Here is a 25,228-nt window from a genome sequence, read left to right on the forward strand (position 1 = left end):
CGAACCGGTCTCAGGTGACGGTCGCACGTCCGCCCCGTCCCGCCCCCGGCCGGTCAGGGGCGCAGGCTGTGATTGTCGAGGACGGCGGTCTTCACGAGGGCGCTGACCCACACCAGGGTGTCCTTCGTGGTGACCTTTCCATCGAGCTTTCCACCGGCGAGATAGAGCTTGCGCTGACCGCGGTACTCGAATGTCTTCGGGTCGAGCAGCAGCTCCTCCCGCAGGTTCAGGTCACGGGTGAACGTGGAGCCGGGCTCGTACACGGCCAGGGCGGGCCGGCCGATCGCGTCCTTGACGGGCCGGTGGTCGATCTTGACGCCGGGGATCTCGCCCAGTGCCCGGTGGAGCGAGGCCCGTACCTTCGGTGGAATGAAGTCGACCTCGGAGAACAAGATCATGATCCGCCGGTAATTGGCGGTGTCCTTCGAGCCCTGAAGATTGTCCTCGATCGTGATCACGCCCCGAAGGGCCTGGAACAGCTTCTGCGGGTCGTCGGGCAGCTTCGCCACCTTTTCCCGCAGACTCTTCGGCGACCCCCAGTTCGCGTGCCCATTGCGATCGATCTGCTGGGGATTGAGCAGCGTCCGGAACAGCTTGCCGCTGCCGTACTGAGTCCAGCTCTCGTTCTCGATCGTTCCCCAGGGAGCACGCTTGCCCCATGCGTACTCGGTGGTCGGGTTGAGGTCGTTGACGAAGTTGAGCGGCGCCTGCTTCTCCACGACCTTCCGGTAGATCCACTGGCCGTCCCGCGGCTCGGCGACCGATCCGTATTCGCTCTGCGGCCGCGGCTGCTGCGTCCCCGCTCCCGCCCCGAGCTGGGTCGCCAGAACCGCCGCCGCCGTCACCGCGGCCGCCGCGCCCACCGCAGCGAGCTTCCAGTTGCCCCGGAAGCGACGGGTCCGGCCCGCCTCCTCGAGCAGCTTCTGCCGACCGGGGGCCAGTCGGTCGCGGTCCGGCGTCGGCGCGTCCGCGCGGAATCCCTGGAGCGTCTGCATCTCATCCATGGCTGGCCGCCTCCGGGACGATGTCGTGTACGAGGGTGGGGTCCAGGTCTCCCAGCGCCCCCCGCACCTTGCGGCGGGCGCGGTTCAGCCGGGAGCGGACGGTGCCCACCGGGATGGAGAGCGCATCGGCGACCTCCTGATATCCGAGATCCGCCCAGGCGACCAGCAGCAGGACATGGCGGTCACCGGCCGACAGGGACGCGAGGGCGCCGGCCAGCGAGGTGTGCGCGGCCTGGGCGGTGACCCGGCTGTCGGCGCGGTCGACCCACGACTCGGCGACCGGGTCGTTCCCGGTGCGGGCCAGCGCCCTCAACGCCCTGACCTCCGCGCGGCGCTGTTTGCCGATGAGGTTGGCGGCTATCCCGTACAGCCAGGGCCTGGCGTTCTCCCGGCCCAGGTCGTAGCGCGACCGGGTCCGGAAGGCGCTGAGGAAGGTGTCGGCGGTGATGTCGTCGGCCGCCCCGTCACCGAGGCGGCGGGCGGCATAGCGGTGGATGTCCGGCGCGTACCGGTGGTAGAGCTCGGCGAAGAGATCGGGCCGCTCCAACGACCCGGCGATGATCCCGGCGTCGCCGCCGGGATTGAGTGGGCCGCTCACGGGCTCTCCGTCTCTGCCGTTCGGGCCTGCGGGGTTGTGGTCACACCCCCTGTTACCCGGAGCGCGGAAAGGGGTTCACGGAGCTCCGGCCGCTCCCGCGACAGCCGCGCAGACGGGACCGGGAATGGGGATGGGACCGGCGGCCCCGACGTCAGGCACCCCGCTCTCGCCCGTCAGAACACGCCCGCGCGCCGCCGGTAGCCGTTCCGCTCAGCCGATGATCCGCGCCAGTATCTCGCGCGCGAACTCCGCCTCGTACGGCACATCGGTCAGCAGCACCTGCAGGCAGATGCCGTCCATCAACGCCACCAGCGCCCGCGCGGTGACCGGATCGGTCCGCCGGGCCAGGATCTCGGCAAGTCCCTGGCACCACTCCGCCGCGACCGGCCGCAGCGCGGGCCGCCGCAGGGCAGCCAGATAGAGCTCGTACTCCAGCTCAACCCCCGTGCGCTCACCCGCGAGCCACTCCCCCATCAGCCGCGCGAGCTCCTCCGCGATATCGGCGTCCGGGTCGGCGAGCGCGCCACTGTCCCGTACCGCCGCCGCGAACCCCTCGTTGGCCTGGCGCAACGCGGCAACCAACAGCTCGTCGAGGGAGGCGAAGTGGTACGTCGTCGAGCCGAGTGGCACATCCGCCTCGGCCGCCACGGTGCGATGGCTGAGCCCGGCGATCCCGTTGCGCCCGACCACCCGGATCGCGGCGTCGATGATGCGCTCGCGCCGTTCGGGGTCGTACCGGCGCGCCATCAGTGGGCTCCGCCCATGCTGAGCACCACGACCCCGGCGATCACCAGCGCGATGCCCGCGATCTTGACCAGGCTGGTCGACTCGCCCAGGAACACCATGCCGATGACGGCGATCGCGGCCGTGCCGACGCCCGCCCAGATCGCGTACGCGGTGCCCACCGACAGCGTCTTCAGCGTGCGCGCGAGCAGTGAGAAGGCGAGCAGATAGCCCACGACGGTGAGCAGCGAGGGCCACAGCCTGGTGAAGCCGTCGCTGTACTTCATGGCCGTCGTCCCGGCCACCTCCGCCGCGATCGCCGCGGCCAGCAGTCCGTATCCCATGCGTACGAGTGTACACATCGTTGCGTACAGCAGTACACAACGACGGGATCGTGCAATATATGTACGGGCGCAAGCAACAGGCGACCAGGTATCCCCAGGAAAGGTGGCGGACGATGTCCGACCAGGAACGCGGACCGCTGCTCGGGCAGCTCGCAGGCATCTACCGCGACTACCTCACCGCCGTCGTCCTGCACGGCCAGGCGGCGGCCGAGACCCTCGGGCAGAACCCCACCGATGTGTACGCGCTCAACGCCCTGGAACTCGCGGGGCCCCTGACCACCGGCGGGCTCGCCGAACGCATCGGACTCTCGCAGAGCGCCACGACCCGGCTCGTCGACCGCCTCGAGCGGGCCGGCTGGGTGCACCGCGGCCCCGATCCGGCCGACCGCCGACGGGTCGTGGTCGAGGCCGTGCCGCTCACCCCCGAGCAGGACGAGGCGGCGTTCGGCGCTGCCCGCCGCCGGATGGCCGAGGTCTTCGACGGCTTCAGCGCCGACGAACTGCGCGTCCTCTTCCGCTACTTCGAGCAGGCCGCGCCCGCGCTGCGCGAGGCGAAGGCCGAGACCAGGAGCGGGACGCGGGCCGCGACGAAGGGCAGGGCGAAGGGGGCGCGGTGACCCGTGCCGGCCCGTCCCGCTACGGTGTCCCGTCCGACCAGGCACATGTTCGACCAGGCACAAGACGCGCGGGAGACACACCAGTGGCATACGGAAACACGCCGCACGCAGGCCCTCCAGGCTGGGGCGGCTGGATGCCTCCGCCGCCACCCAAGCCCGGAGTGATTCCGCTGGCTCCGCTCGGCCTCGGCGATGTCCTGGGCGGTGCCTTCGCGACGATCGGCCGTTACTGGAAGCAGCTGTTCGGCATAGCCGCGGCCGCCTACGGAGCGGCGGCCGCCGTGGTCGCCGTAGCGGCGGTTGCCGCCTATGCGGTCGTGGGGAGCCACCTCCCCCGCGTCTTCGCCGACGAACGGACCCCCGTCTGGGCGGACGTCCGGCCCCTGCTCATCGCCTTCGGCTGCGTCTGGCTCATCGGCGTGCTGGCGATGCTGTTCGCCACGACGATGGTCTACGCCGGCTGTTCGGCGATCGTGCAGGAAGCGGTACTGGGCCGGCCGACCACCTTCGGCGCCATCTGGCGCCGGGCCCGCGCCCGGGTCCCCGCGGTGATCGGCACGGTCTTCCTCACCGGCCTGATCCTGCTGGTCCCGTTCGCGCTGTTCCTGCTGGCCTTCGTCACCATGATGATCGCGCTCCTCGCCGCGGGTACCGGGCCGCTCATCGTGCCGCCCTTGGCCTTCCTGGGCTCCTTGGTGACCACACCGCTCGCGGCCTGGCTCTGGGTGAAGTTCAGCCTGGCACCGGCTGCCGCTGTCTTCGAGGGCCAGGGTTCGCTCGCGGCGATGCGCCGCTCCTCGCAGCTCGTACGCGGCGGCTGGTGGCGGATCTTCGGCAGCATGCTGCTCGCGTTCCTCATCGCCGCGGTGGCGAGTTACCTCATCCAGCTGCCGGTGAACCTGCTGGGAATGTTCCCCGGCGCGATCGGCACCTCGGACCTGGGCTCCGACCCCACGGCCTTGCAAGTCGTGGTCTCCATGGGCGGCCTGCTGATCGTGCTGATGGTGAGCCAGCTGATCGGCCAGATCTTCGTCACCGCCTTCCCGCAGCTGGTGGCCGGCCTGCTCTACGTCGACCAGCGCATCCGCAAGGAGAACCTGGCCCCGACCCTCGCCGAGGCCGCCGCCGTACCACCCGCGTACTAGTCGATCCGGTCGGACCAGTCGATCCGGTCCATCTAGTCGATCAGCGTCCTCTTCGGGCGCAGCACACAGAACTCATTGCCCTCGGGGTCGGCGAGCACCACCCAGGTGTCCTTCGGCCGCTGCCCGACATCGGCCCGCCGCGCCCCGAGCCCGATGATCCGCTCGACCTCGGCGGCCTGGTCGTCGGGCGTGAGATCGATGTGCAGCCTGTTCTTGACGGTCTTCCGCTCGCCCACAGGCACAAAGGTGATCCCCGGCAGGGCGGACTCGTCGGCCCCGATGACGATCTCGTCCTCGGCCTCGAAGACCACCTTCCAGTCCAGGACCTGGCTCCAGAAGCGGGCGAGCGCCGGCAGATCGTGGGAGTCGATGACGACGGTGTACAGAGAAACGGCCATGCCCGCCAGTCTGCCTGGCGGGCATGGCCGTTTGCCGGATCTCGAGGTGTCCGGCTCAGACGTTGAAGCCGAGCGCGCGCAGCTGCTCGCGGCCGTCGTCCGTGATCTTGTCCGGGCCCCACGGCGGCATCCAGACCCAGTTGATCTTCAGCTCATTGACGATGCCGTCCGTCGCCGCCTTCGCCTGGTCCTCGATGACATCGGTCAGCGGGCAGGCCGCGGACGTCAGCGTCATGTCGAGGGTGGCGATATTGGCGTCGTCGATGTGGATGCCGTAGATCAGGCCGAGATTGACGACGTCGATACCCAACTCGGGGTCGACGACGTCGTACAGCGCCTCGCGGACTTCTTCCTCGGAGGCCGGCTTCAGCGCGGCTCCTGCGTTCTCGGTCATGCCGTCTTCCTCTCCGCGCCGTCTCCCAGTGCCTGGGCGGTCGCGTCCTTCCACGCCATCCAGCTCAGCAGAGCACACTTCACACGGGCCGGGTACTTGGAGACGCCGGCGAACGCGACCGCGTCCTCCAGCACCTCCTCCATCGCGTCGTCCGGCTCGATCTGCCCCTTGGACTGCATCAGCTCCAGGAAAGTCGCCTGGATCTTCTGCGCCTCGGCAAGCTCCTTGCCGACCAGCAGCTCGTTCAGCACGGAGGCGCTGGCCTGGCTGATGGAGCAGCCCTGGCCCTCGTAGCTGACATCCGCGATGAGCGAGCCCTCGTACCGCACACGGAGTGTGATCTCGTCGCCGCACGTCGGATTGACGTGGTGCACCTCGGCGTCGCCATCCCGCAGACCGCGCCCGTGGGGGTGCTTGTAGTGGTCCAGGATGACTTCCTGGTACATCGAATCCAGCTTCACGCGTCAGTCCCTCATCCGAAGAAGTTACGGACGTGCTCCAGGCCGTCGACCAGAGCGTCGACCTCGGACGGCGTGGAGTACAGATAGAACGACGCTCGCGTGGTCGCAGGAATTCCGTACCGCAGGCAGACCGGCCGTGCGCAGTGGTGGCCGACCCGGACCGCGATGCCCTGCTCGTCGAGGACCTGGCCCACGTCGTGCGGGTGGATGTCGCCGAGCACGAAGGAGATCGCCGCGCCGCGCTCCTCGGCCGTGGTGGGGCCGATGATGCGCAGGTCCGGGACCTCGAGCAGCCGCTTCACCGCGTACTCGGTGAGGGCGTGCTCATGCTGGGCGATCTTGTCCATGCCGATCGAGGTGAGGTAGTCCACGGCCGCGCCGAGGCCGACGGCCTGGGCGATCGGGGGCGTACCGGCCTCGAACTTGTGCGGCGCGGGAGCGTAGGTGGAGGAGTGCATCGAGACGGTCTCGATCATCTCGCCGCCGCCGAGGAACGGCGGAAGGTCCTCCAGCAGCTCCTGGCGGCCCCACAGCACGCCGATGCCCGTCGGGCCGCACATCTTGTGGCCGGTGAAGGCCACGAAGTCGGCGCCGAGCGCCTGTACGTCCAGCGGCATGTGCGGCGCGGCCTGCGAGGCGTCGATCAGGACCAGCGCGCCCACGTCCTGCGCCCGGCGCACGAGCGCGTCGACCGGGTTGACCGTGCCCATGATGTTGGAGACCAGCGTGAAGGAGACGATCTTCGTCTTCTCGGTGATGATCTCGTCGATGTTCGACAGGTCGAGACGGCCGTCGTCGGTGAGGCCGAACCACTTCAACTTCGCGCCGGTGCGCTGCGCGAGCAGCTGCCACGGGACGATGTTGGAGTGGTGCTCCATCTCCGTGATGACGATCTCGGTCTCGTGGTCCACGCGGTAGGGCTCGTCCGCCCAGCCGAGCATGTTGGCCACGAGGTTGAGCGACTCGGAGGCGTTCTTGGTGAAGATCACCTCGTCGCGGCTCGGCGCGTTGATGAAGGCGGCGACCTTGTCGCGGGCACCCTCGTACAGCGCCGTGGCCTCCTCGGCGAGCACGTGAATACCGCGGTGGACGTTGGCATTGTGCTGTTCGTAGTACTCGTTCAGCACATCGAGCACCTGGCGCGGCTTCTGGGACGTCGCCGCGTTGTCCAGGTACACGACCTTCTTCCCGTCGTGGATCAAGCGGTCCAGGATCGGGAAGTCCTTGCGGATCGCCTCGGTGTCGAGGAGGCCCGGCAGCTGTGTCACGCGGATACGCCACCCTTCGTGTATGCCTCGTAGCCCTCGGCCTCGAGCTTGTCGGCGAGCTCGGCGCCGCCGGACTCGGCGATGCGGCCGTTCGCGAACACGTGCACGAAGTCGGGCGTGATGTAGCGCAGGATGCGCGTGTAGTGGGTGATCAGCAGGGTGCCGACCTCACCGGTCTCACGGACGCGGTTGACGCCCTCGGAGACCTGACGCAGCGCGTCGACGTCCAGACCGGAGTCGGTCTCGTCGAGGATCGCGATCTTCGGCTTGAGGAGCTCCAGCTGAAGGATCTCGTGGCGCTTCTTCTCACCGCCGGAGAAGCCCTCGTTGACATTGCGCTCGGCGAAGGCCGGGTCCATCTGGAGCTGCTCCATCGCGGACTTGACCTCCTTCACCCAGGTACGCAGCTTGGGGGCCTCGCCGCGGATCGCCGTCGCCGACGTACGCAGGAAGTTGGAGACCGAGACGCCGGGGACCTCGACCGGGTACTGCATGGCCAGGAACATGCCGGCGCGGGCGCGCTCGTCGACGGTCATCTCCAGGACGTCCTCGCCGTCCAGAGTCACGGTGCCACTGGTGATCGTGTACTTGGGGTGGCCCGCGATGGAGTACGCGAGGGTCGACTTGCCGGAGCCGTTGGGGCCCATGATGGCGTGGGTCTCGCCCTGCTTCACGGTCAGGTCGACGCCCTTGAGGATCTCCCGGGGGCCGTTCTCGGCCTCGACGGAGACGTGCAGGTCGCGGATTTCAAGCGTTGCCATGGGTGACTCAGGACTCCTGGGTGACGGAGACGAGCACATCGTCCCCTTCGATCTTGACGGGGTATACGGGCACGGGGCGCGTCGCGGGCAGTCCGGACGGCTTGCCGGTGCGGAGGTCGAAGCTGGAGCCGTGGAGCCAGCACTCGATCTGGCAGTCCTCCACCTCGCCCTCGGACAGCGAGACATTCGCGTGCGAACAGATGTCGTTGATCGCGAACACTTCGCCGCACGTGCGGACGACGGAGACCGGCGTGCCGTCGAGTTCCACCCGCTTCGGGGTGTCCTCCTCCAGCTCGCTCAGCCCACAGGCTCGGACGAAGGCTGCCATCAGACGGACGCCTCCAGCTCCGCGTCGATCTTGGCGAGCAGGCGCTCCTCGAGGTCGGGCAGGCCGATCTTCTGGACCAGCTCGGCGAAGAAGCCACGGACCACCAGGCGGCGCGCCTCGTCGGCCGGGATGCCACGGGACTGCAGATAGAAGAGCTGCTCGTCGTCGAAGCGGCCGGTGGCGGAGGCGTGACCGGCGCCGACGATCTCGCCGGTCTCGATCTCCAGGTTCGGTACGGAGTCGACGCGCGCGCCGTCCGTGAGGACGAGGTTGCGGTTCATCTCGTACGTGTCCGTGCCCTCGGCCCTGGCCTCGATCAGGACGTCGCCGATCCACACCGCGTGCGCGTCCTGGCCCTGCAGCGCGCCCTTGTAGGCGGCGTTGGAGCGACAGTGCGGGGCGTTGTGGTCGACCATGAGGCGGTGCTCCTGGTGCTGACCCCGGTCGGTGAAGTACAGACCGAAGAGCTCGGCCTCGCCGCCGGTGCCCGCGTAGGAAACGCGCGGGTGCAGGCGTACGACATCGCCGCCGAAGGTGACGACGATCGACTTGAAGGAGGCGTCCCGGCCGACCAGCGCATTGTGCTGGGAGACGTGGACGGCCTTGTCGTCCCAGTCCTGGACGGAGACGACGGTGAGCTTCGCTCCGTCGCCGAGCAGGTAGTCGACATTGGAGGCGAGCACCGCGTCACCGGTGTGGTCGATGACCACGACGGCCTCGGCGAAGGCTCCGAGCTCGATGACCTGGTGGGCGTAGGCGGTGCCGCCCTCGCCGTGCACGGCGATGCGGACCGGCTCGGTGAGCACGGTGTCCTTGGGCACGGTGACGACCGAGGCCGTCTCGAAGGAGGAGTACGCCTGGGCGGCGACACGGTCCACCGGGGTGCCCGCCCTGCCGAGCCGCGCGTCGTCACGGCCGACGGTCTCGATGGTGACGCCCTCGGGGGCGTCGATCGCGACCTTGATGGCGCTGCCGGTCGCGACGGCGGTGCCGTCGTGCAGACCGGCCAGCCGCTCCAGCGGAGTGAAGCGCCACTCCTCCTCGCGGCCGTGCGGCACGGGGAAGTCCGCCACGTCGAAGGACGGCGGCGCACTCATGCGGGTGGCGACGGTCGACTCGGCGGCCACCGCGATCGAACCGGCAGTGGTGGAGCCCGCCGGAATGTTCTGAGCCTCAGCCATGGCTGTCGTCTTGCTCTCTTCCTACGTCGAAAAACAGTCGCTGCTCTGGGAGGGCGGGGCCTTAGCCGACCGACCCCTCCATCTGCAGCTCGATCAGCCGGTTGAGCTCCAGCGCGTACTCCATGGGCAGTTCCTTGGCGATCGGCTCGACGAAGCCGCGCACGATCATCGCCATCGCCTCGAACTCCGTCATACCGCGGCTCATCAGGTAGAAGAGCTGGTCGTCGGAGACCTTGGAGACGGTGGCCTCGTGGCCCATGGACACGTCGTCCTCGCGGACGTCCACGTACGGGTAGGTGTCGGAGCGCGAGATCGTGTCGACCAGCAGCGCATCACAGAGCACATTGGACTTCGCGCCCGGCGCGCCCTCGCCGATCTCGATCAGACCGCGGTAGGAGGTACGGCCGCCGCCTCGCGCCACCGACTTGGAGACGATGTTGGAGGAGGTGTTCGGGGCCATGTGGACCATCTTGGCGCCGGCGTCCTGGTGCTGGCCCTCGCCCGCGAAGGCGATGGACAGGGTCTCGCCCTTGGCGTGCTCGCCCATCAGGTAGACGGCCGGGTACTTCATGGTGACCTTGGAGCCGATGTTGCCGTCGACCCACTCCATGGTCGCGCCCTCGTACGCCACGGCGCGCTTGGTGACCAGGTTGTAGACGTTGTTCGACCAGTTCTGGATCGTCGTGTAGCGGCAGCGGCCGCCCTTCTTGACGATGATCTCGACGACCGCGCTGTGCAGCGAGTCCGAGGAGTAGATCGGGGCGGTGCAGCCCTCGACGTAGTGGACGTAGGCGTCCTCGTCGACGATGATCAGCGTCCGCTCGAACTGGCCCATGTTCTCCGTGTTGATACGGAAGTAGGCCTGCAGCGGGATGTCGACCTGCACACCCTTCGGCACGTAGATGAACGAGCCACCGGACCACACGGCGGAGTTCAGCGAGGCGAACTTGTTGTCGCCGACCGGGATGACGGTGCCGAAGTACTCCTGGAAGAGCTCCGGGTGCTCCTTCAGCGCGGTGTCCGTGTCGAGGAAGATGACGCCCTGCTCCTCCAGGTCCTCACGGATCTGGTGGTAGACGACCTCGGACTCGTACTGGGCGGCGACACCGGCGACCAGGCGCTGCTTCTCCGCCTCCGGGATGCCGAGCTTGTCGTACGTGTTCTTGATGTCCTCGGGCAGGTCCTCCCAGGACTCCGCCTGCTTCTCCGTGGACCGCACGAAGTACTTGATGTTGTCGAAGTCGATGCCCGACAGGTCCGAGCCCCAGCTCGGCATGGGCTTCTTGTCGAACAGCCGCAGGCCCTTGAGTCGCAGCTTCAGCATCCACTCCGGCTCGTTCTTCTTCTCCGAGATGTCGCGGACGACCGCCTCGGAGAGGCCGCGCTTGGCCGCGGCGCCGGCCGCGTCGGAGTCGGCCCAGCCGAATTCGTACGTACCCAGGCCCTCGAGTTCGGGGTGGGCAGTCTCCGTGGGGAGAGTCATGCGGGGTTCCTCCCGGCCGTGCTTGCAGATGCTGATGGTGTGGTGGTCTGGGGTGAGCTGTGCGGGATGAACGTCGTGCAGACGCCGTCACCATGGGCGATGGTGGCCAGACGCTGTACATGCGTTCCCAGAAGACGGGAGAAAACCTCTGTCTCCGCCTCGCACAGCTGCGGGTACTGCTCGGCGACATGGGCCACCGGGCAGTGGTGCTGACAGAGCTGCCGGCCGACCGGTGCGTTACGCGCCGTAGCAGCGTACCCGTCGACACTCAGGGCCTTGGCCAGCGCTTCGGTGCGCTCCTCAGGTGCCGCGGCGTCCACCGCCTTGCGGTAGGCCTCCGCCTGCGTGCCCATACGGTCACGGGCGAAGGCGGCGACGGCCGCCTCTCCCGCCGCTCCGCCACCCGCGGCCCGCTCGATCCACCGGAGCGCGTCGACGGCCAGCGTGTCGTACGACTGGTCGAAGGCGTCCCGGCCGCAGTCGGTGAGGGCGAACACCTTGGCGGGTCGCCCCCGGGTGCGCGCGCCGTAGATCCGTTGCTCACGGGGCTCAACGACATTGTCGGAGACGAGCGAGTCGAGGTGACGGCGTACGGCTGCCTGGGTGAGGCCGAGGCGTGTCGCGAGGTCGGCCACGGTGGACGGGCCGTGGTCCAGCACGGACCGCGCGACCCGGTTGCGTGTGGAGCGCTCCCCGGTCGCGAGTTCCTCGTGAGGAGCCTCGCCAACGTTTTTCACAACGCCATTGTTGCGTAATTCCTCTGACCGTGACAACCGACGTCCAAGGGGTGATCCGGTGCGCTTCATCACTAAGGGTTACCTAAGCACCGGGGCGTCCCGGGCCCCGCGCCCCGGGGCCCCCGGCCCCCCGCCTAGACTTCCCGGCATGCGAAGCGAGCCCGTCGTCCAGATCCGTGGCCTGGTCAAGCGGTACGGATCCAAGACGGCCGTGGACGGCCTCGATCTCGAGGTCCGCCAGGGCTCCGTGACCGCCGTCCTCGGCCCCAACGGAGCCGGCAAGACCACCACGATCGAGACCTGCGAGGGCTACCGGCGCGCCGACGCGGGCACGGTACGCGTCCTGGGCCTCGACCCCGTCGCCGACGCCGGCAGACTCCGCCCCCGGATCGGCGTGATGCTCCAGTCCGGCGGCGTGTACTCGGGGGCCCGCGCCGACGAAATGCTGCGCCATATGGCCAAGCTGCACGCGCGTCCGCTGGATGTGGACGCGCTGATAGAACGGCTGGGTCTCGGCAGCTGCGGCCGTACGACCTACCGGCGGCTCTCCGGCGGCCAGCAGCAGCGGCTCGCGCTGGCGATGGCCGTCGTCGGCCGCCCCGAACTCGTCTTCCTGGACGAGCCGACCGCCGGCCTCGACCCGCAGGCCCGCCGGTCCACCTGGGAGCTCGTGCGCGAACTCCGTGCCGACGGCGTCTCGACCGTTCTCACCACCCACTTCATGGACGAGGCCGAGGAGCTCGCCGACGACGTCGCGATCATCGACGCGGGCCGGCTCATCGCCGAGGGCAGCCCCGAGGAGCTGTGCCGGGGCGGCGCCGAGAACACGCTGCGTTTCACCGGGCGGCCGGGGCTGGACGTCGGCTCGCTGCTCAAGGCACTGCCGGACGGTACTGCGGCGGCCGAGCTCACTCCCGGGGCGTACCGGATCACGGGCGAAGTCGGTCCGCAGCTGCTGGCGACCGTCACGTCCTGGTGCGCACAGCACGGTGTGATGCCGGACGGGATCGCCGTCGAGCGCCACACCCTCGAGGATGTCTTTCTGGAGCTCACCGGCAAGGAGCTGCGTTCATGAGCCTCGGTACGTACACGCCGAAGCCCGGCGCCGCGCCGCTGCCCCGCATGATCGCGGCGCAGACCGCGTTCGAGACGAGGATGCTCCTGCGCAACGGCGAGCAGCTGCTGCTCACCGTCGTCATCCCGTCGCTACTGCTGGTCCTCTTCTCCACGGTCGACATCCTCACTCTGCCCACGGAAACAACGGGCGGCAGCGGCAAAGCCGTCGACTTCCTGGCGCCCGGCGTGCTCGCACTCGCCGTGATGTCAACCGCCTTCACCGGCCAGGCCATCGCGACCGGCTTCGAGCGGCGGTACGGAGTCCTCAAGCGGCTCGGCGCATCGCCGCTCCCCCGATGGGCCCTGATGAGCGCCAAGACGCTCTCCGTCCTGGTCACCGAAGTCCTCCAGATCGTGCTGCTGACCGTCATCGCCTTCGCGCTCGGCTGGTCCCCGCACGGCAACCCCGTCTCCGTACTCCTGCTGCTCGTCCTCGGCACCGCCGCCTTCTCCGGCCTCGGTCTGCTGATGGCCGGGACACTCAAGGCCGAGGCCACCCTGGCCGCCGCCAACCTGGTCTTTCTGCTGCTCCTGGTGGGCGGCGGAGTGATCGTGCCGCTGGACAGGTTCCCGGACGGCGTCCAGTCGGTGCTCGCGCTGCTGCCGATCTCGGCGCTCTCGGACGGTCTGCGCGATGTGCTCCAGCACGGCGCGGGAGTGCCGTGGGGCGATCTCGGGATCCTCGCCGTCTGGGCTGTGCTCGGACTCGGGGCCGCCGCGCGGCTCTTCCGCTGGGACTGACCCACGGGCCAGTATGAGCCTGCCAAGATCCGCACGGTGGGAGGCCTCGATGGAGCGGACTGCCGCACTGCGACTGGACGCGGAGTGGGCGAAGGTCAGGTCCGGCAGGGCCGGAGCCTCCCCCCGGGAGCGCGAGCGCATGCTGACCGACCTGATCGCGGCGCTCGCCGCGCACGCCGCGGACGACCTCTCGCTCACCGCCCGGCTGAGCCTGCGGTACGGCGATCTGGCCCGCCACCACTTCGACACCGGTCGCCGCGAGGACGCGCTGACCGCCGTCGACGAGGCGATCCGGCGCTGCGAGGAGCCGGCCAGACATGACGAGGAGCACGCTCGCTGGTACGCCCGCGCGCTGATCAGTCAGGCCGTCTATCTGGCCGAGCCGCTCAGCGACGAGCTGGGTCTGCCTCGCTACGCCCTCCATCCGATGGGCGAGCAGCCCTCGTCCGGTGACCGCGAGGACGGACTCGCCGCCCTGGCGGCAACCCGCCGTGCCATCGAGGTCTGGGAGCGCCTCGACCGCTCGGACCCGCGCAACCAGGAGGGCCTCGCTCAGGCGCATGCCTTCCTCGGCGACCGGTTGGAGGAGCTGGGCCTGCCGGTGGAGGCTGCGTCCTGGGCCGTACGGGCCGAGCGTGAGTTCCACGCCCTGTGGTCCGCGCCCGACCCGCGCGAGGCGGCGCACGCGGTGGCCCTTGAGCACCTCGACGACCAGCTGGAACGCAGACTGCGGGGCTGCCCTTTCGACGGCGGCCTGACATATCTGCGGGCGCAGGACCTGCTTCCGGAGCGGCTGCTGCCGCTCGCGGTCCTGGCGGCACGGATCGAGGGCGTGGATCCGGATGCGATCGCCGAAGGGCTGGGGCTGGACGGCGCGGAGGTCCGGCGGATCCTGCGGGCGCGGTCGTGGCGGGCGGTGTGGCGGTTCGACGTACGGGACGGCGCCGATGGGTCCTGGACCCCGATGACGTACCCGTGGCGTGGCACGGACGCCGTCACGGACCGCAGCGCGGAGGCGGTGGCGGCGGAGCTGACCGACGCGTTCCTGCACTCGCCCGACCGCCCGCCGTCCTCGGTGCACTGGCGGATCGCCGTGTGGTGGGAGGAGGAGGACCATCTCGACGGCTCGCGCTTCCGGCTGGCGTACCCGCCGTCCTGACCGCACCGGCAGGATCCGCCGGACCGGACCCCTCGTGAAAACGTGCACAATCGTCCGCCTACGATAGGGCCCGTGCAGACCCCTCTCGCCCATATCGCCCAGCGCTGGACGCCCACGCCCCAAACGCTCCGGCGCGCCGCGCTCTCCGCCGTCGTGATGAGCGTGGTCATCATCGTCACCGGCGGCGCGGTCCGGCTGACCAGCTCCGGTCTCGGCTGCGACACCTGGCCGAAGTGCACGGACGACAGCCTCTTCGCCACCCCCGAGCAGGGCATCAACGGCGCGATCGAGTTCGGCAACCGGATGCTGACATACGTCCTGTCGGCGGCGGTCGGCTGGGCGATCGTCGCGGCCCGCGCCACCAAGCCGCTGCGGCGCGGGCTGACCCGGCTCGCCTGGTCACAGTTCTGGATCGTGATGGGCAACGCCGTGCTCGGCGGCATCACGGTCTGGGCGGGCCTCAACCCCTGGACCGTGGCCGGGCACTTCCTGCTCGCCACCGGGCTGCTCACGGTCGCCACCATTACCTGGCAGCGCACCCGCGAGGGCGACGGCACACCGCGCCCGCGCGTCCCGCGCCCGGTCCGCAAGCTGTCCTGGGCGATCGTCGCCGTCTCGGCGCTGCTCGTCGCGCTGGGCACGACGGTGACCGGTTCCGGCAAGCACGCCGGCGACAGCAGCGACGTACCGCGGATGCCGTGGGACTGGGCGGCCGCCGCGCATATCCACGCCTTCGCCGCCTGGGCGGTCTGCGCGCTGGCCGTGGCGATGTGGCTGGTGCTACGGGTGGTCGACGCTCCCGACGACACCCGGGCGCGCGCCCGCGACCTGCTGATCGTGCTGCTCGCCCAGGGTGCCATCGGCTATGTCCAGTACTTCACGCAGGTCCCGGAGGCGCTGGTCGCCGCCCATATGCTCGGCTCCGCGCTGATGTGGATCGCGGTGGTGCGCCTCGCGCTGAGCCTGCGCGAGCGTCCGCAGACCAACGCGGAGACCCCGGCCCGAACCGACTCGGCGCTCTCCAGCGTCTGACGGACAAGCATCTGACAGGCAGGCGTCCGACGGGCAATCGTCCGGCGGTCAGGGCCTGGCCGTCAGGCGTCCGACAGTGCGTAGACGCGGCGGGCATTGCCCGCCGCGATCATCCCGGCGACCCGTTCCGCGTCCGCACGGGCCCAGGCGCCGTCGCCGACCCAGCCGCCGAGCACCCGGCTGAGCGCCTCCCGGAAGATCCGGGCGCCCACCACATGCAGCTCCGGCAGCCCGCGCGCACCGCTGGAGAAGAGCAGCTTCCCGAACGGTGCGAGCTCCAGGATCTCCGCGAGTACGGCGGCGGCCCGAGCCCCTGTGTGTACGAGAGCGGGCCCGAGATCGGCGTACACATGCGGGAAGACGCTTGCCAGATGCGCGGCGTGCCGGTGGTACGGATAGCCGTGCAGCAGCACCAGATCGGTGGAGAGACCGGCGGTGGCGGCCGCGAAGCCGGTGAGCAGCATCGGATCCTCCACCCCGACATGCAGCTGGAGCGGCAGCCCGGAGGCGACCGCGATCCACAGCAGATGCCGCACCAGTACGGGATCGGTGAGCCGCCCGCCGACCTGCCGCGCGGCCAGCCAGCGCCCGGCGGCCCCGCGCACCTCCCCGGGGCCCGGCGGCTCGGGGGCGAGGGCGAGTCCGTGGCCCACGGCGGCGACGGAGGTGAAGGCGACGGCGGAGGCGGCGGCCCCGTGCACGGCCTCGGCGAGGTTCGCGAGGAAGCTCTCCACGGTGCCCGAGGTGTCGGCGACCTGCTCGGCGAGGAGTTCGAGTCGTACGATCTCGCGCGCCTCGGCCGAGCCGGCCGCGGCGATCTCGCGCGGGCCCGTGAGATCCCCCGGCAGCCCGGTGTCCACCAGATACGTGGAGATTCCGCTGCCCCGCAGCAGCCGTCTGCCCGCCTCGAGCACGCCGAGCTCGCGGCGGCGGGCGAGATAGCGGGCGGGCGGGCAGTGCGGCTCAAGACCCAGCAGCGGCGGGCACCAGCGCCGTACGGCGAAGCCGGTCTGGGTGTCGAAGAACGTGGTGCCCGGCGCGGGTGGCCCCGCAGTCCTGCCCAGATGCGCCTCGAAGGTGCCGAGGCCCAGCTCCGTACGGAGCACTCCGTGGCAGTACTGGTCCACGAGGGTCGGGGTGTCGATCATCCGGTCTCCCTGTCATGGACCGTGCTTCCACAGTCCTAACGGGTGACACCCCGACGAGGTGTTGCTCAGTCGTTGGACGGACCGCCGACCTGGATGCCCGCCATCCGGGTCCACTCGTACGGCCCAGTGCGGACCTTCGCCGCGAACTCGCCGTCGAAGGACTCGTGCAGCGTGATCCCGGCCTTCTCGGCCGCGGCCTGCGCGATGGGGTGGCTGGGCGCGACAAGGTCGCCCCAGGCGCCGTCCTCGCCGACGAGCACGATGCGGGTGCCCGCCTGACCGATGTACTCGAGCTGCCCCTCGGCGCCGCCGTGCGCCTTGGTGAAGGCGCCGATCTGCTTGGCGAGCTTGGCCGCCTTGCGCTCTGCCTGCTTGGTGTCTGCCATGCAGCGATGCTACTTGCGGGTACGGCGCCCTGGCGACGCCGGGGTCACGTGGTGTGGGCCACTGGGCCTCCGCCCCCGGGCCCCGGTCCTCAAGCGTGCCGGACGGGCTGGAAACTGCTGCCGCCGAACAAGGCTGGATGTGCCGGCCGCTAGCTCAGGAAGGGATCCACCGCGACCGCCACGAAGAGCAGTGACACATAGGTGATGGACCAGTGGAAGAGCCGCATCTCCTTGAGCTTGCCGCCCGTCGCCCCGGACTTGGCACGGCGCTGCAGCGAGTGTGCCTCCCAGAGCCACCAACCACCGGTGACCAGCGCCACCGCGGTGTAGAACCAGCCGGTGTAGCCGAGCGGCGTCAGCAGCAGCGAGACGGCAACCATCACCCAGCTGTAGAGGACGATCTGCCGGGCCACCACCGTGTTGGAGGCGATGACCGGAAGCATCGGCACGCCCACGCGCGCGTAGTCCTCCTTGACCTTCATCGACAGCGGCCAGTAGTGCGGCGGCGTCCAGAAGAAGATGACCAGGAAGAGGATGACCGCGGCCCACGACATCGAGTTGGTGGCGGCGGACCAGCCGATCAGGACCGGCATACAGCCGGCGATACCGCCCCAGACGATGTTCTGTGCGGTACGGCGCTTAAGGATCATCGTGTACACGATGACGTAGAAGAGCAGCGCGCCCAGCGCCAGCGCGGCGGACAGCCAGTTGACGAGAAGCCCGAACCAGAGCGTGGAGACGACGGCGAGGGCGAGACCGAAGACCAGGCACTCGCGCGGCGACACCATTCCGGTGACCAGCGGACGCTGCGACGTACGGTCCATCAGGGCGTCGATGTCGCGGTCGATGTACATGTTCAGCGCGTTGGCGCCGCCTGCGGAGAGGTAGCCGCCGATGCACGTCGTGAGCACGAGCCAGAGGTCGGGAACGCCCTGCGCGGCCAGGAACATCACCGGAACGGTGGTGATCAGCAGCAGCTCGATGATCCGCGGCTTGGTCAGCGCCACGAATGCCTTGACGCGGGCCCCCAACGGACGATGGCCCCCCGGGCTGGGAGTCAAGACGACCCCTGCGGGTCGGGACTCGACGGCCGTCACGCACACCCCTGACAGAGAAATCCCAGCAAGCTCCCGGCGTGAAGACCCGGTAAAGACTTGCGCGTACCACGCCACTCTAGACGTTGCCCAGACGCCGATCTTCGCGGGGGTGGGCTCGTGTTGAGCGGCGGCAGCACGGCGCGCGTATACACGGCCGACAGGCGGAGACGACGCTGTGACGGCACCCTGGCTGTGTCCGACTTTTTGAAAGGCATGCACTCGAAAAGAGGTGCGTTGCTCCGGGGGTAGGCTCGACAACGCCCGGTGCTTCCGTCGTCACCGGGATACGAACATGTGGAGAGGAGCCCTGACCCAGGGTGAGCACCAAGCCGACCACCACAGACCTCGAGTGGACCGATCTGGACCAGCGGGCCGTTGATACCGCCCGCGTCCTGGCCATGGATTCCGTACAGAAGGTCGGCAACGGCCACCCCGGTACGGCCATGAGCCTCGCGCCCGCCGCCTATGTTCTGTTCCAGAAGCTCATGCGGCACGACCCCGCCGATCCGGACTGGACCGGCCGCGACCGGTTCGTCCTCTCCGCGGGGCACTCGTCTCTGACCCTGTACATCCAGCTCTACCTGGCCGGGTACGGCCTGGAGCTCGACGACCTCAAGTCCTTCAGGACCTGGGGGTCGAGGACCGCGGGCCACCCGGAGTACGGGCACACGCCGGGCGTGGAGACGACGACCGGCCCGCTCGGCCAGGGCGTCGCCAACGCGGTGGGCATGGCCATGGCCTCCCGCTACGAGCGCGGCCTGTTCGACCCGGACGCAGCTCCGGGCACCTCGCCGTTCGACCACACCATCTGGGCCATCGCCGGTGACGGCTGCCTCCAGGAGGGCATCTCCGCCGAGGCGTCCTCTCTGGCCGGGCACCAGAAGCTGGGCAATCTGGTGCTGCTGTGGGACGACAACCACATCTCCATCGAGGGCGACACGGAGACGGCCGTCTCCGAGGACACCCTCAAGCGGTACGAGGCGTACGGCTGGCACGTCCAGCGTGTCGAGCAGAAGTCCAACGGCGACCTCGACCCGGCCGGTCTCTACAAGGCCCTGAAGGCGGCGCAGGCCGAGACGGAGCGCCCCTCCTTCATCGCGGTCCGCTCGATCATCGCCTGGCCCGCCCCGCACGCGCAGAACACCGAGGCCGCGCACGGCTCGGCGCTCGGTGAAGAGGAGGTCGCGGCCACCAAGCGCGTCCTCGGCTTCGACCCGGAGAAGAGCTTCGAGGTCTCCGACCAGGTCCTCGGGCACACCCGTGAGGCGCTCGACCGCGGCCGCGAGGCCCAGGGCGAGTGGGAGAAGACGTTCGCCGCGTGGCGCACCGCCAACCCGGAGCGCGCCGCCGAGTTCGACCGGATCCGCTCGGGCGAGCTCCCGGCGGGCTGGGAGGAGGAGCTCCCGGAGTTCGAGACCGGCAAGGGTGTCGCCACCCGCGCCGCTTCCGGCAAGATCCTTCAGTCGCTCGGCGCGGTCATTCCCGAGCTGTGGGGCGGCTCCGCCGACCTGGCGGGCTCGAACAACACGACGATCGACAAGACGTCGTCGTTCCTGCCCGACGGCAACCCGCTGCCGGGCGCGAACAAGTACGGCCGCACGATCCACTTCGGCATCCGTGAGCACGCCATGGCCGCGACCATGAACGGCATCGCGCTGCACGGCAACACCCGTATCTACGGCGGCACCTTCCTGGTGTTCTCGGACTACATGCGCAACGCCGTACGGCTCTCGGCGCTGATGCACCTGCCGGTGACGTACGTGTGGACGCACGACTCGATCGGTCTCGGCGAGGACGGCCCCACCCACCAGCCGGTGGAGCACCTGGCCTCGCTGCGCGCGATCCCGGGCCTGAACATCGTCCGTCCGGCCGATGCCAACGAGACCGCCATCGCCTGGCGCGAGATTCTCAAGCGCTACACCAAGGAGTTCGGCAAGGGCGCCCCGCACGGCCTTGCGTTGACCCGCCAGGGTGTGCCGACGTACGAGGCCAACGAGGATGCCGCCAAGGGCGGTTACGTCATGTTCGACGCCGAAGGGCCCGATGGGCAGAGCACGGCGCCGCAGGTCCTGCTGATCGGCACCGGCTCGGAGGTCCAACTGGCCGTGGCGGCGCGCGAGCAGCTGCAGGCCGAGGGCGTCCCGACCCGGGTGGTCTCGATGCCGTCCGTCGAGTGGTTCGAGGAGCAGGACCAGGCGTACAAGGACAGCGTCCTGCCGCCGGCCGTGAAGGCCCGTGTCGCGGTCGAGGCCGGTATCGGTCTGACCTGGCACCGCTTCGTCGGCGACGCGGGACGCATCGTTTCGCTGGAGCACTTCGGCGCTTCGGCCGACGGCAAGGTCCTCTTCCGCGAGTTCGGCTTCACTGCCGAGAACGTGGCCTCTGTCGCCCGGGACTCGCTTGAAACTGTCAATGGGCTGGAAGCCGCCGCGCGCTGACGCCGGTATACGACAAGTAGGAGATGCAACTCTCATGACAGACGCACTCAAGCGCCTCTCCGACGAAGGCGTCGCGATCTGGCTCGACGACCTGTCGCGCAAGCGGATCACGTCCGGCAATCTCGCCGAACTGATCGACCAGCAGCACGTCGTGGGCGTCACCACCAACCCCTCGATCTTCCAGAAGGCCATCAGCAGCGGTGACGGTTACGAGCAGCAGCTCGCCGACCTCGCCGTGCGCAAGGTGACCGTCGAGGAAGCCGTACGGATGATCACGACGGCGGACGTCCGCGACGCCGCCGACATCCTGCGACCGGTGTTCGACGCCACCGGTGGCCAGGACGGCCGGGTCTCCATCGAGGTCGACCCGCGCCTGGCCCACAAGACCGCGGCGACCATCGCCGAGGCCAAGCAGCTGGCCTGGCTGGTGGACCGTCCGAACACGCTCATCAAGATCCCGGCGACGAAGGCCGGCCTGCCGGCGATCACCGAGGTCATCGGGAAGGGCATCAGCGTCAATGTCACGCTGATCTTCTCGCTGGAGCGCTACCGCGAGGTCATGGACGCCTATCTGGCCGGTCTGGAGAAGGCGAAGGCCGCCGGCCTGGACCTCTCCAAGATCCAGTCCGTGGCGTCCTTCTTCGTGTCCCGTGTGGACACCGAGATCGACAAGCGGCTCGACGCCCTGGGCACCCCGGAGGCCAAGGAGGCCCGCGGCAAGGCGGCCCTGGCCAACGCCCGTCTCGCGTACCAGGCGTACGAAGAGGTCTTCAGCAGCGACCGCTGGGCCGCGCTCGACAAGGCGCAGGCCAACAAGCAGCGTCCGCTGTGGGCCTCGACCGGCGTCAAGGACCCGGCGTACAAGGACACGATGTACGTCGACGAGCTGGTCGCCCCGGGCACGGTGAACACCATGCCGGAGGCCACGCTGGAGGCCACCGCCGACCACGGTCAGATCACCGGTGACACGGTGCGCGGCACGTACGAGCAGGCTCGCGCCGAGCTCGACGCCATCGAGAAGCTCGGGATCTCCTACGACGAGGTCGTGCAGCTGCTCGAGGACGAGGGCGTCGAGAAGTTCGCGACGTCCTGGAACGATCTCCTCAACTCGACCGAGGCCGAGCTCAAGCGCCTCGCTCCTTCGGAGGGCTGACCAACTTGTCCGGTCTCAGCGGAGCCAACCCGCTCCGTGACCCCGCAGACCGACGGCTCCCGCGTATCGCGGGGCCGTCGGGCCTGGTCATCTTCGGTGTCACGGGCGATTTGTCACGTAAAAAGTTGATGCCAGCCGTCTATGACCTGGCCAACCGCGGGTTGCTGCCGCCGGGCTTCTCGCTCGTCGGTTTCGCCCGCCGTGAGTGGAAGGACGAGGACTTCGCACAGGAGGTCCACGACGCCGTCAAGGCCCACGCCCGTACGCCGTTCCGCGAGGAGGTCTGGCAGCAGCTCATCCAGGGGATGCGCTTCGTCCCGGGCAACTTCGACGACGACGACGCCTTCGAGCAGCTGAAGTCGACCATCGAGGACCTCGACAAGAAGCAGGGCACCGGCGGCAACTTCGCGTTCTATCTCTCCGTACCGCCGAAGTTCTTCCCGAAGGTTGTCCAGCAGCTCAAGAAGCACGGGCTCGCCGACCAGAAGCAAGGCTCCTGGCGTCGCGCGGTCATCGAGAAGCCGTTCGGCCACGACCTGGTCTCCGCCCAGGAGCTCAACCAGGTGGTGCACGAGGTCTTTCCGCCCAACGAGGTCTTCCGGATCGACCACTACCTCGGCAAGGAGACCGTCCAGAACATTCTGGCGCTGCGCTTCGCCAACACCCTCTTCGAGCCGATCTGGAACCGGTCGTACGTCGACCACGTCCAGATCACCATGGCCGAGGACATCGGCATCGGCGGCCGCGCCGGCTACTACGACGGTATCGGCGCCGCCCGTGACGTCATCCAGAACCACCTGCTCCAGCTGCTCGCGCTGACCACGATGGAGGAGCCCGCCTCCTTCGACGCGGACGCGCTCGCGGCGGAGAAGACCAAGGTGCTGGGCGCGGTGAAGCTGCCCAAGGATCTGTCCAAGAACACGGTGCGCGCACAGTACGCGGCGGGCTGGCAGGGCGGCGAGAAGGCCGTCGGCTATCTCGAGGAAGACGGCATCGACCCCAAGTCGAAGACCGACACCTACGCGGCCATAAAGCTCGGGATCGACAACCGCCGCTGGGCCGGAGTCCCGTTCTACCTCCGTACCGGCAAGCGGCTCGGCCGCCGTGTCACGGAGATCGCGGTGATCTTCCAGCGCGCCCCGCACTCCCCCTTCGACCACACGGCCACGGAGGAGCTGGGCCAGAACGCCCTGGTCATCCGCGTCCAGCCGGACGAGGGCGTGACCCTGCGGTTCGGCTCGAAGGTGCCCGGCACCTCGATGGAGGTGCGGGACGTCTCGATGGACTTCGCGTACGGCGAGTCCTTCACGGAGTCCAGCCCCGAGGCGTACGAGCGCCTCATCCTCGATGTCCTGCTCGGCGACTCCAACCTCTTCCCGCGCGTGGAGGAGGTCGAGCTGTCCTGGAAGATCCTCGACCCGATCGAGCAGTTCTGGGACAAGCACGGCAAGCCGGCGCAGTACCCGGCCGGGACCTGGGGTCCGGTCGAGGCGGACGAAATGCTCGCACGAGACGGACGGAGCTGGCGTCGGCCATGAAGATCGACCTTACGGACACCACAGCCAGCAAGATCAACAAGGCGCTGGTGCAGGGGCGGCGGGCCGTCGGCACGCAGGCCGTCGGCATGGTGCTCACCCTTGTCATCGTCACCGACGAGGAGAACGCCTACGACGCGCTGAAGGCGGCCAACGATGCGTCCCGCGAGCACCCCTCGCGAAAGCTCGTCGTCATCAAGCGGGTCTCGCGTTCGCCGCGCGACCGGGCGAAGGCACGCCTGGACGCCGAGGTGCGGGTGGGCGCTGACGCGGGCACCGGCGAGACGGTCGTCGTGCGGCTGTACGGCGAGGTCATCAACCACGCCCAGTCGGTGGTGCTGCCGCTGCTGCTGCCGGACGCGCCGGTGGTGGTCTGGTGGCCGGTGAACGCGCCGACCGACCCGGCCAAGGACCCGCTGGGCGCGCTGGCACAGCGCCGGGTGACGGACACGTACGCCTCCGAGCAGCCGGTGCAGGAGCTGGCGGGGCGTGCCGAGGCGTACACCCCCGGCGACACCGATCTGGCCTGGACCCGGATCACGCCGTGGCGCTCGATGCTCGCGGCCGCTCTGGACCAGGTCAGCTGCGAGGTCACCGCGGCGGAGGTGGAGGGCGAGGAGTTCAACCCGAGCTGCGAGCTGCTCGCCATGTGGCTCGCGGACCGGCTGAAGGTGCCGGTGAAGCGCTCGTTCTCCGCCGGTCCCGGCCTCACCGCCGTACGGATGGAGACCTCCTGCGGTCCGATCGTGCTGGACCGGGCGGACGGCTCGCTGGCGACGCTGTCGATCCAGGGCCAGCCGGACCGGGCGGTGGCGCTCCAGCGGCGTGAGACGGCAGAGCTGATGGCGGAGGAACTGCGGCGGCTCGACCCGGACGACATCTACGCGTCGGCGCTGCGGTTCGGCGTGGACCGGCTGGCCACTCCGGCGGACAACGGGGCTGACGATACGTCGAAGGCCGGTGCGGCGAAGTCCGATGCCAAGCCCGCCTCCTCCGCCGCCGCCAAGAAGGCCGCTCCGGCCAAGAAGGCGGCGGCCAAGTGAGTGCTCCGCAACTCGTCGTCCACCGTGACAAGGAGTTGATGGCGCAGGCCGCCGCGGCCCGGCTGATCACGAAGATCGTGGACGCCCAGTCCGCGCGCGGCTCGGCGTCGGTGGTCCTGACGGGCGGCCGCAACGGCAACGCCCTGCTGGCCGCCCTCGACAGCTCACCGGCCCGGGACGCGATCGACTGGCCGCGGCTCGAACTGTGGTGGGGCGACGAACGGTTTCTCCCGGAGGGCGACCCGGAGCGCAATGTCACGCAGGCCCGCGAGGCTCTGCTGGACAGGGTGTCGCTGGATCCGGCCCGGGTGCATGCGATGCCCGCGTCGGACGGCGAGTACGGCAACGACGCGGACGCGGCCGCTGCCTCGTACGCAGCCGAACTCGCCGCCGCGGCGGGCCCGGAGGACCACGGCCCGGTGCCGACGTTCGACGTACTGATGCTGGGCGTCGGCCCGGACACGCATGTGGCGTCGCTCTTCCCGGAACTGCCTGCGGTCCGTGAGACGGAGCGCACGGTGGTCGCCGTCCACGGCGCGCCGAAGCCGCCGCCGACCCGTATCTCGCTCACGCTCCCGGCGATTCGCGCGGCACGCGAGGTGTGGCTGCTGGCGGCGGGCGAGGACAAGGCGAAGGCGGCGAGGATCGCGCTGTCGGGCGCGGGCGAGGTGCAGGCTCCCGCGGCAGGAGCGTACGGACGCAGCCGGACGCTGTGGCTGCTGGACGCCGCGGCGGCCGCACAGCTGCCGCGCGGCCTGTACCCGCCGGCGTCACCCTGACCGTGGGAGCTCCGCCCCGGACCCCGCGCCTCAATCGCCGGCGAGGCTGAACTTTCCCGCCGACGAGGCTGGTTTTCCCTGCCCAACGGGCGGGAAAAGCCAGCCCGTCCGGCGTTTGAGGACACTCCCCTACGCCCTGAGGGCGGAAGGGCGTCCGGG

At 69.5% G+C, this 25,228-nt stretch carries 27 protein-coding genes; 11 read left to right on the forward strand and 16 right to left on the reverse strand.

Going from position 1 to position 25,228, the window contains the following annotated elements; all coding sequences use genetic code 11:
- Positions 1–53: 53 nt before the first annotated feature.
- The 4 genes from ACFYXH_RS16930 to ACFYXH_RS16945 all read right to left on the reverse strand — a co-directional run bounded on the left by ACFYXH_RS16930 (position 54) and on the right by ACFYXH_RS16945 (position 2,687).
- Positions 54–1,004 (reverse strand): hypothetical protein, encoded by a 951-nt coding sequence (locus tag ACFYXH_RS16930; RefSeq protein ID WP_389563236.1) that lies wholly within the window; start codon positions 1,002–1,004, stop codon positions 54–56.
- On the reverse strand, positions 997–1,602 hold the full coding sequence (locus ACFYXH_RS16935; RefSeq protein WP_389563237.1) for an RNA polymerase sigma factor: 606 nt from the start codon (positions 1,600–1,602) through the stop codon (positions 997–999). Before ACFYXH_RS16935 ends, ACFYXH_RS16930 begins: the two co-directional genes overlap by 8 nt.
- A 210-nt stretch (positions 1,603–1,812) precedes the next feature.
- On the reverse strand, positions 1,813–2,349 hold the full coding sequence (locus ACFYXH_RS16940; RefSeq protein ID WP_389563238.1) for a TetR/AcrR family transcriptional regulator: 537 nt from the start codon (positions 2,347–2,349) through the stop codon (positions 1,813–1,815).
- Entirely contained in the window at positions 2,349–2,687 is a 339-nt protein-coding gene (locus ACFYXH_RS16945; RefSeq protein ID WP_389563240.1) for a DMT family transporter, read from the reverse strand. The genes ACFYXH_RS16940 and ACFYXH_RS16945 overlap by 1 nt, the downstream gene beginning before the upstream one ends.
- Positions 2,688–2,782: 95 nt before the next feature.
- Here ACFYXH_RS16945 and ACFYXH_RS16950 point away from each other — a divergent pair, with 95 nt between their 5' ends.
- Both ACFYXH_RS16950 and ACFYXH_RS16955 read left to right on the forward strand, forming a co-directional pair.
- Positions 2,783–3,286: a MarR family winged helix-turn-helix transcriptional regulator gene (locus tag ACFYXH_RS16950; protein ID WP_389563241.1), complete on the forward strand. Its 504-nt coding sequence runs from the start codon at positions 2,783–2,785 to the stop codon at positions 3,284–3,286.
- A gap of 134 nt (positions 3,287–3,420) precedes the next feature.
- Positions 3,421–4,431 (forward strand): hypothetical protein, encoded by a 1,011-nt coding sequence (locus ACFYXH_RS16955; protein WP_389563243.1) that lies wholly within the window; start codon positions 3,421–3,423, stop codon positions 4,429–4,431.
- 32 nt (positions 4,432–4,463) lie between these two features.
- Here the strand turns inward: ACFYXH_RS16955 and ACFYXH_RS16960 are convergent, their stop codons facing one another.
- From ACFYXH_RS16960 to ACFYXH_RS17000, 9 genes are all read right to left on the reverse strand, one after another.
- On the reverse strand, positions 4,464–4,829 hold the full coding sequence (locus tag ACFYXH_RS16960) for a VOC family protein (RefSeq protein ID WP_389563244.1): 366 nt from the start codon (positions 4,827–4,829) through the stop codon (positions 4,464–4,466).
- A 55-nt stretch (positions 4,830–4,884) separates the two neighbouring features.
- On the reverse strand, positions 4,885–5,223 hold the full coding sequence (locus ACFYXH_RS16965) for a metal-sulfur cluster assembly factor (RefSeq protein ID WP_326649154.1): 339 nt from the start codon (positions 5,221–5,223) through the stop codon (positions 4,885–4,887).
- Positions 5,220–5,684, reverse strand: a complete 465-nt coding sequence (gene sufU, locus ACFYXH_RS16970) for a Fe-S cluster assembly sulfur transfer protein SufU (protein WP_327322844.1) — start codon at positions 5,682–5,684, stop codon at positions 5,220–5,222. The genes ACFYXH_RS16965 and sufU overlap by 4 nt, the downstream gene beginning before the upstream one ends.
- A gap of 11 nt (positions 5,685–5,695) precedes the next feature.
- A complete protein-coding gene (locus tag ACFYXH_RS16975; protein WP_389563246.1) occupies positions 5,696–6,952 on the reverse strand; it encodes a cysteine desulfurase in 1,257 nt (418 codons plus the stop codon).
- Positions 6,949–7,713: a Fe-S cluster assembly ATPase SufC gene (gene sufC, locus ACFYXH_RS16980; RefSeq protein WP_327322846.1), complete on the reverse strand. Its 765-nt coding sequence runs from the start codon at positions 7,711–7,713 to the stop codon at positions 6,949–6,951. The genes ACFYXH_RS16975 and sufC overlap by 4 nt, the downstream gene beginning before the upstream one ends.
- 7 nt (positions 7,714–7,720) lie before the next feature.
- Positions 7,721–8,041, reverse strand: a complete 321-nt coding sequence (locus tag ACFYXH_RS16985) for a non-heme iron oxygenase ferredoxin subunit (RefSeq protein WP_215093443.1) — start codon at positions 8,039–8,041, stop codon at positions 7,721–7,723.
- Positions 8,041–9,222 (reverse strand): Fe-S cluster assembly protein SufD, encoded by a 1,182-nt coding sequence (gene sufD / locus ACFYXH_RS16990; protein WP_389563248.1) that lies wholly within the window; start codon positions 9,220–9,222, stop codon positions 8,041–8,043. The genes ACFYXH_RS16985 and sufD overlap by 1 nt, the downstream gene beginning before the upstream one ends.
- A gap of 61 nt (positions 9,223–9,283) precedes the next feature.
- A complete protein-coding gene (gene sufB / locus ACFYXH_RS16995) occupies positions 9,284–10,705 on the reverse strand; it encodes a Fe-S cluster assembly protein SufB (RefSeq protein ID WP_327322849.1) in 1,422 nt (473 codons plus the stop codon).
- Complete coding sequence (locus ACFYXH_RS17000) at positions 10,702–11,442, reverse strand: helix-turn-helix transcriptional regulator (protein ID WP_389563250.1); 741 nt, start codon at positions 11,440–11,442, stop codon at positions 10,702–10,704. The genes sufB and ACFYXH_RS17000 overlap by 4 nt, the downstream gene beginning before the upstream one ends.
- A 148-nt stretch (positions 11,443–11,590) precedes the next feature.
- Here ACFYXH_RS17000 and ACFYXH_RS17005 point away from each other — a divergent pair, with 148 nt between their 5' ends.
- The 4 genes from ACFYXH_RS17005 to ACFYXH_RS17020 all read left to right on the forward strand — a co-directional run bounded on the left by ACFYXH_RS17005 (position 11,591) and on the right by ACFYXH_RS17020 (position 15,490).
- Positions 11,591–12,517 carry an ABC transporter ATP-binding protein gene (locus ACFYXH_RS17005; RefSeq protein ID WP_389563252.1) on the forward strand — a complete coding sequence of 309 codons (927 nt, stop codon included), beginning with the start codon at positions 11,591–11,593 and terminating at the stop codon, positions 12,515–12,517.
- Complete coding sequence (locus ACFYXH_RS17010; protein WP_389563253.1) at positions 12,514–13,299, forward strand: ABC transporter permease; 786 nt, start codon at positions 12,514–12,516, stop codon at positions 13,297–13,299. Before ACFYXH_RS17005 ends, ACFYXH_RS17010 begins: the two co-directional genes overlap by 4 nt.
- A 49-nt stretch (positions 13,300–13,348) precedes the next feature.
- On the forward strand, positions 13,349–14,458 hold the full coding sequence (locus tag ACFYXH_RS17015) for a hypothetical protein (RefSeq protein ID WP_389563255.1): 1,110 nt from the start codon (positions 13,349–13,351) through the stop codon (positions 14,456–14,458).
- A gap of 72 nt (positions 14,459–14,530) precedes the next feature.
- A complete protein-coding gene (locus ACFYXH_RS17020; protein WP_389563256.1) occupies positions 14,531–15,490 on the forward strand; it encodes a heme A synthase in 960 nt (319 codons plus the stop codon).
- 62 nt (positions 15,491–15,552) lie between these two features.
- On the opposite strand, the gene ACFYXH_RS17025 is transcribed toward ACFYXH_RS17020, so the two are convergent.
- The 3 genes from ACFYXH_RS17025 to ACFYXH_RS17035 all read right to left on the reverse strand — a co-directional run bounded on the left by ACFYXH_RS17025 (position 15,553) and on the right by ACFYXH_RS17035 (position 18,121).
- Positions 15,553–16,638 (reverse strand): amidohydrolase family protein, encoded by a 1,086-nt coding sequence (locus ACFYXH_RS17025; RefSeq protein ID WP_327322855.1) that lies wholly within the window; start codon positions 16,636–16,638, stop codon positions 15,553–15,555.
- 65 nt (positions 16,639–16,703) lie between these two features.
- On the reverse strand, positions 16,704–17,024 hold the full coding sequence (locus ACFYXH_RS17030) for a hypothetical protein (RefSeq protein ID WP_389563257.1): 321 nt from the start codon (positions 17,022–17,024) through the stop codon (positions 16,704–16,706).
- A 149-nt stretch (positions 17,025–17,173) separates the two neighbouring features.
- Positions 17,174–18,121 carry a heme o synthase gene (locus ACFYXH_RS17035; RefSeq protein WP_389563259.1) on the reverse strand — a complete coding sequence of 316 codons (948 nt, stop codon included), beginning with the start codon at positions 18,119–18,121 and terminating at the stop codon, positions 17,174–17,176.
- A 317-nt stretch (positions 18,122–18,438) separates the two neighbouring features.
- On the opposite strand from ACFYXH_RS17035, the gene tkt reads away from it, so the two are divergent.
- From tkt to pgl, 5 genes are read left to right on the forward strand one after another with little or no spacing between them, the layout of a single operon-like run.
- Positions 18,439–20,559: a transketolase gene (gene tkt, locus ACFYXH_RS17040; RefSeq protein WP_389563262.1), complete on the forward strand. Its 2,121-nt coding sequence runs from the start codon at positions 18,439–18,441 to the stop codon at positions 20,557–20,559.
- Positions 20,560–20,593: 34 nt separating this feature from the next.
- Positions 20,594–21,712 (forward strand): transaldolase, encoded by a 1,119-nt coding sequence (gene tal, locus ACFYXH_RS17045; protein ID WP_389563264.1) that lies wholly within the window; start codon positions 20,594–20,596, stop codon positions 21,710–21,712.
- Positions 21,713–21,717: 5 nt separating this feature from the next.
- Positions 21,718–23,250, forward strand: coding sequence for a glucose-6-phosphate dehydrogenase (zwf, locus tag ACFYXH_RS17050; protein WP_389563266.1), 1,533 nt, complete (start codon positions 21,718–21,720; stop codon positions 23,248–23,250).
- Positions 23,247–24,290 carry a glucose-6-phosphate dehydrogenase assembly protein OpcA gene (opcA, locus tag ACFYXH_RS17055; RefSeq protein WP_389563267.1) on the forward strand — a complete coding sequence of 348 codons (1,044 nt, stop codon included), beginning with the start codon at positions 23,247–23,249 and terminating at the stop codon, positions 24,288–24,290. Before zwf ends, opcA begins: the two co-directional genes overlap by 4 nt.
- Positions 24,287–25,069, forward strand: a complete 783-nt coding sequence (pgl, locus tag ACFYXH_RS17060; protein WP_389563269.1) for a 6-phosphogluconolactonase — start codon at positions 24,287–24,289, stop codon at positions 25,067–25,069. The genes opcA and pgl overlap by 4 nt, the downstream gene beginning before the upstream one ends.
- The last annotated feature ends 159 nt before the right edge of the window (positions 25,070–25,228 follow it).

It is taken from the genome of Streptomyces sp. NPDC002730 (assembly GCF_042888805.1).
Lineage (GTDB): Bacteria > Actinomycetota > Actinomycetes > Streptomycetales > Streptomycetaceae > Streptomyces.